We start from the raw sequence: 5,727 nt of genomic DNA on the forward strand, positions 1-5,727 counted from the left end.
CCTGCGGACTGTCTTCCATTCCCTTATATTCTTTTTTATATTTATCAATGATGTCCTTTACCCCTTTAATTTTATTAATAAATTCATTTGTAATAATCTCTGCTTCATCTTTCTTAGAGACCACATGGGGCGTAAGCATGACAATCAGTTCAGTTTTGGTTGTTGACTCAGTTGTGTAACGGAATAGGTATCCTAAAATTGGAATAGAACTCAGAAGTGGAATGCCGGTATAAGTTTTTTCTTTATTTTCTTTTATTATGCCGCCTATGATTAATGCCTGATTATCAGGGACAACCACAGAGGTCTTGACCTCGCGCTTTGTAAAAGCAGGATATGAAGATCCACCAACTGTAGTATTAACCGTTTTTGTGCCAGAGACTTCTTGAGTTACATCAAGCACAACAGTCTTTTCATCATTAATACTTGGCTTTATCTTAAGCTTCACGCCGACAGTTTTGTATTGGATGGTATTCGTTGTTGTGGAAGTACTCCCACCTGCTTCTGATGATGCTGTGCTTGTTGCTGTTGGTATTTCCTCTCCAACATCTATGCTTGCCTCCTGCTGGTCCCGCACAAGGAGCCGAGGGCTTGAGAGGACATTAACTTTTCCATCGCTTGCCATTGCATTAATTAATGCCATAAGACGTTCAGGTTTATATAATAAATATGAAAGACCACCAGATACCCCTGTAGCTAAAGTAGGCGCTGTTGTAGGAAGAGGTGATACGTCTGAGCCTGAATAACTGCTTTGTGTAAGGTTATCAAAAGTATTTTTCCCGAGAAGCGACCACTGGATACCAAACTGCGTAGAATCAGAAAGCGTCACCTCTGCTATTAGCACCTCAATCAAGACCTCTTTTGGATAAATATCAAGTCTTTTTATAGTCTCTGATATCTCTCTGTACATGCCTGATGATGCAAGAATTACCAGCGAGTTTGTGGGCTCGTAAGTGATAATTTTGACCCTGCTGAAGCCTGTCTCTCCGGGCCTTGCCTGAGCCGCTGACGCCGGTTGTTTTCCCCCGGGCGTTGGCGGAGGCGCAGTTGCCGCGGGTTTCCCGCTTTCATCTGATTCATAAAGCGTCTTAAGTATGCTTGCAATGCCGTCAGCCTTTCCATTCTGGACACGGTAAACAAAGATGTTTTGTCCTGTCGTAGATTCCTCGTCAAGTTTTTTAATCCAGTCTTCCACTGTGCTGAGGAGATTCGGGCTTGAAGAGAAGACTATCATGCTGTTAATCCGTTCAATAGGAATGAATGCAATGCCTTCTTTCCCTATATTCAGGGCATTGATTATCTCAGTAATCTCCTTGGAAAGGGTCTTTACGTCGGAGTATTTTGGCTGAAAAAATCTCATTCTCGTATTTTGAAATGCATTAACATCAATCTCGGCAAGAATATCCAGCAGGCGTTTGATGTTTGAGGCCAGGTCGTTTATGATGAGCAGGTTATTCCTTGGATTAGGGATAATGCTTCCAAAAGGAGAGAGCAGGGGCTGAAGCACTGAATTAGCCTCATTTGCAGTGATATATTCAACCGGCACTATCTGCGTAATCGGGATATCAGTTGCAGGAGAAAGCGTATCTGCGTTACTTTTGAAAATCTCAATAGGTCTTTGCTTTGCCGTGGGACCCTGAATAATTTTGTAAAAAAGCCCGGACTTTACCATTGCCAATCCGTTTATTTCAAGGATGGATTCAAATATGCTTAAGATCTCTGAGACAGGGACTTTCTTAGATGAGTGAATTGTGACCCTGGCATCTACCCCGGGGCTTATAATAAAATTTTCCTCTGAGATAGCGCTGACTGTATTGATAACATCTCTCAGGTTGGCATTGTCAAAATTCAGGATGATATAACTATCTTCTTTAGACCGGACAACAGGCTTAGTCTGCTCAGTAGGAAGCTGTGGAACTGCAGGAACAACTGAAGGCTGAGCCTCCGGCGCAATTGAGGGCGGGGCAGGAGGCATGGGAGAAGTTATAACAGGGCTTGGTTCTGTTGCCTGTGCTTTCTCTTGAGAAAATCCATTTGCCGGAATGTACAGTAAAAGTACAAGAAGGATTAAGAGTATTTTCCCTGTAATTTGCAGATTGCTATAAAAGTTATTTGCCATTCATAGAATTATAACATATCATGTTTGTTTTTTTGAAAACTGTATAGATGATAAGCTGACTATTGATTTCTGCATAACCAATGTCCTAAGCCATGACTGTCACTCCCGCAGAGCCTGTCCCTGCTTGTCAGGGATCGCTGGAGTCTTTCCGCAGAATAGATTCCGGACAAGCCGGAATGACAAGATTACAGCGTACAATTAGGATATTAGATTTACAGTATTCAATTGCAATTTTTATTGAGTGATTTCTGGCTGTATTCGCAGAAGCTAAAGACATGATAAAATCTTTCCGGCAATTCGGGAAAAGATTTTTTCAGTTAATGGTGAAACCGGATTTTTTGAATATGGAACAACTCCGAGTATTGGCACGCGCCCGAGATATTCTATTATCTCCGGATTTGTTCTTTCAGCCGTGCCTTTTTTGATTCTGCCTGCATGGTTTATTATTATTCCATGAATATTTATTCCCCTGCTTTTTGCCGCCTCTATCGTAAGCAGTGTGTGGTTTATTGTACCGAGCGCGGGTCTTGAGACGATTACCACCGGCAGGCGCAGGTCTTTGATAAGGTCAAGGAAAAGATATTTTTTATATACAGGCGTCATAATTCCTCCGGCGCCTTCAACGACTGTAATATCATATTTGTTTAAAAGGTAATTATATGCTGAAGATATTTCCTGTTTTTTTATCCGGATATTTTCCATCTCTGCGGCAACCGACGGAGCAATCGGATGCCTGAACCTGTAAGGATTAATAACATCAAGGGGTTCGCTTGCGCCTGATGCGTTAATTAAAGTAATGGCATCCTGCGGTATGAGTTTCCCTTTTTGGATGTCGCATCCTGTCTCCACAGGCTTCATCGGACAGGCATTTATGCCCATTTTTTTCAGTGCGTTCAAAAGACCTGAAGCAGCATAAGTCTTGCCGACGCCTGTATCAGTGCCTGTTATGAAAATGCCTTTATGCATGGTTTCAGGATACAAGATGCAAGATACAAGACGCAAGGCAAAGGCATGTATGTCCGAGAAAGCTTTAGTGCAACACCTTGAATCATGCCATACTGCAATTCCAAAACGACTAAATTTTACAAAAACAAACTTTTAAACGCTTTGCAGTACGGCATCAAAAAATCTTGTTGCTTTCTAAAGATTTTGAGGGCATATATGCCTTTGTCAAAGATGTAAGATTTCAAGATACAAGAATCCTGTATCCTGTATCTTTTTATATAATTCTGCTGTCCAGATTAAAGACCTGTCCTGTTATCCCTGTTGTTTCAGACAAACGGCAGATAAATTCTGCAACTGCGTTAGGATTAGAAAAATCTTTTACGAGACTTTCCTCCAGCGCTTTTTCTTTTGCCGTATTGCTGGACCTTTCTCCCATGTCTGTAAGCATATAACCCGGAAGAACTGCGTTGACCATTATATTATACCTGCTGAACTCTTTTGCCGTTGTCAGCGTGAGTCCGATAAGCCCTGCCTTTGATGCCGAATATGCAGAAAGCCCGGCCTTGCCTTTGACGCCGGCAAACGAAGAAATATTTATGATATGTTTGCATTTTTGTTTGATTTGATAATCCCCCCCGCCCCCCTTTGCAAAAGGGGGGGATGGAGGGATTGTTTCTTTAATTTTTTGATTCATCATGTATGGTGCAACCGCGCGGATGAAATTAAAGGCGCCTTTGAGGTTTGTGCCGATAACTTCATCAAAATCTTTTTCTGAGGTCCTGAGCAAAAGAGCCTCTTTTGTTATGCCGGCATTATTTACAAGGACGTCAATCCTTCCCCACTTTTTCACAACTTCATCAACGAGGCTTTGTATTTCCTTAAAATCCCTTGCATCAGCTTTAAATATCATGGAATCCTTAATCTGTGCGGCAACGCCCTTGGCGTCACTGATTCTGTCTTTGCAGTGCACGGCAACACTGTGCCCTCTTTTTCCGCATGCAAGCGCAAGAGCCATTCCAAGACCCCTTGAAGAGCCGGTGATTAGACAGACCATAAAAATAAAGCTCCGTATTTTGCTTGTCATTCCCGCAAGCGAAGCGCGTCGGGAATCCTTCTTAAAGAAAGATTCCGGACAAGCCGGAATGACAGCCAAGGAATTATTTTGCTGTTTTTAACTCTGAAAGCCTGTCTTTGGCAATATGCGCCTGTTCGCTGTCAGGATAATTTTTTACGATTTCTTCATATAACTGTATGGCATGCTTTTTGTTGTTTTGCACTTCCTCAAACTTCGCGGTATCAAGCAGTTCCGCAGCCTTTTCTCCCGCACAGCCTGATAAAGCAATTGCGGCAATTATCATAAAAATCAAAATCGCACGCTTCATAAAACCCTCCTTGTTAGAATTAATTAAACCACAGGGCACACAGAGAAAATATTCATTGTAAATTTATCATTGCAAAGTTAGCATTTTAAATTTGCAATTTGAAATGATAATTGATAATTTTGCAATGAATATCGCAGCAAGCGAAAATGTTGTACCCTGTCTCTTGTCAATGTTATTCCCCAACAATCTTTACCAGCACCCTCTTTTTTCTTCTCCCGTCAAACTCCCCGTAAAAAATCTGCTCCCATGTGCCGAAATCCAGCTTTCCGCCTGTCACGGCAACCGTCACCTCCCTGCCCATGACCTGCCTTTTCAGATGGGCGTCTGCGTTGTCCTCGCCGGTACGGTTATGCTGATATTGAGAGACCGGCTCATGGGGCGCAAGTTTCTCAAGCCATTTATCATAATCAAGGTGAAGCCCTGATTCATCGTCATTTATGAAAACAGAGGCAGTAATGTGCATTGCGTTTACAAGCGCAAGCCCCTCCCTGATGCCGCTTTCCTTCAGACATTCCTCAACCTGCGGGGTGATGTTTATAAAGGCCCTGCGGGCAGGGATGTTAAACCAAAGTTCCTTGCGATATGATTTCATGACTTTAAATTTTACCAAAACATTATTTAAATTTCTTCACAGCCTCCAAAACCCTGTCTATATCATCATCTGTATGCAGGGCTGTTACTGAGAACCGTATCCTGCATTTCTCATTGGGCACTGTGGGCGGGCGGATAGCAGGGGCGAATATCTTGTTTTTGTAAAGATAACGGCTCAACTTTAACGCATTCTCAGCATTCCCCGCTAAAATGGGGATTATAGGCGTTTCCGAATCAAATGTGTTATAGCCTAAATCTTTGAGTCCGTCAGAAAGCCTCTGCCTGTTATGCCATAATTTTCTTCTCAAATTTGCTGATTTGAAATCCACTATGTCAATTGCCTTTATCCCTGCCTCTGAAACTGCCGGTGGGAGAGAGGTGGAATAAATAAAACTCCGCGCTTTATTTATCAGGAAATTTATCAAATCATCTGAGCCTGCTGTAAATGCGCCGAAGCATCCCAATGCCTTGCTCAATGTCCCCATCTGGATTATTCCATCTCCCCGGATTCCGAGATGCTCAAGCGTTCCCCGGCCTGTCCTGCCGAGGACCCCGGTGCCATGGGCGTCGTCAATCATAAGCAGGGCTTTGTATTTTTTTGAAAGGAATGCGATATCTTTCAAGGGTGCGATATCGCCGTCCATGCTGAATACCGCATCTGTGACAATAAAATTGTTTTTTGTGGATTTTTTA

6 protein-coding genes are annotated in these 5,727 nt (G+C 42.6%); all 6 read right to left on the reverse strand.

Going from position 1 to position 5,727, the window contains the following annotated elements:
* Positions 1–2,116, reverse strand: a 2,116-nt coding sequence (gspD, locus tag HZA10_06720; protein ID MBI5195998.1) for a type II secretion system secretin GspD, incomplete at its 3' end; no start/stop codon positions are given.
* A 267-nt stretch (positions 2,117–2,383) separates the two neighbouring features.
* Complete coding sequence (gene bioD, locus HZA10_06725; protein MBI5195999.1) at positions 2,384–3,082, reverse strand: dethiobiotin synthase; 699 nt, start codon at positions 3,080–3,082, stop codon at positions 2,384–2,386.
* A 253-nt stretch (positions 3,083–3,335) separates the two neighbouring features.
* Positions 3,336–4,115 (reverse strand): SDR family NAD(P)-dependent oxidoreductase, encoded by a 780-nt coding sequence (locus HZA10_06730; GenBank protein ID MBI5196000.1) that lies wholly within the window; start codon positions 4,113–4,115, stop codon positions 3,336–3,338.
* A gap of 103 nt (positions 4,116–4,218) precedes the next feature.
* Entirely contained in the window at positions 4,219–4,443 is a 225-nt protein-coding gene (locus HZA10_06735) for a hypothetical protein (GenBank protein MBI5196001.1), read from the reverse strand.
* A 172-nt stretch (positions 4,444–4,615) separates the two neighbouring features.
* The gene (locus HZA10_06740) at positions 4,616–5,035 is read right to left on the reverse strand and encodes a YjbQ family protein (GenBank protein ID MBI5196002.1); all 420 of its coding nucleotides are present in this window, start codon (positions 5,033–5,035) and stop codon (positions 4,616–4,618) included.
* 22 nt (positions 5,036–5,057) lie between these two features.
* Positions 5,058–5,727, reverse strand: a 670-nt coding sequence (locus tag HZA10_06745) for an aminotransferase class I/II-fold pyridoxal phosphate-dependent enzyme (protein ID MBI5196003.1), incomplete at its 5' end; no start/stop codon positions are given.

It is taken from the genome of Nitrospirota bacterium (assembly GCA_016212185.1).
Taxonomy (GTDB): domain Bacteria; phylum Nitrospirota; class Thermodesulfovibrionia; order UBA6902; family DSMQ01; genus JACRGX01.

Coding starts and splice junctions, on each gene's coding strand:
- bioD (MBI5195999.1), bottom strand. CDS start 3,082: ATGCATAAAGGCATTTTCATAACAGGCACTGATACAGGCGTCGGCAAG.
- HZA10_06730 (MBI5196000.1), bottom strand. CDS start 4,115: ATGGTCTGTCTAATCACCGGCTCTTCAAGGGGTCTTGGAATGGCTCTT.
- HZA10_06735 (MBI5196001.1), bottom strand. CDS start 4,443: ATGAAGCGTGCGATTTTGATTTTTATGATAATTGCCGCAATTGCTTTA.
- HZA10_06740 (MBI5196002.1), bottom strand. CDS start 5,035: ATGAAATCATATCGCAAGGAACTTTGGTTTAACATCCCTGCCCGCAGG.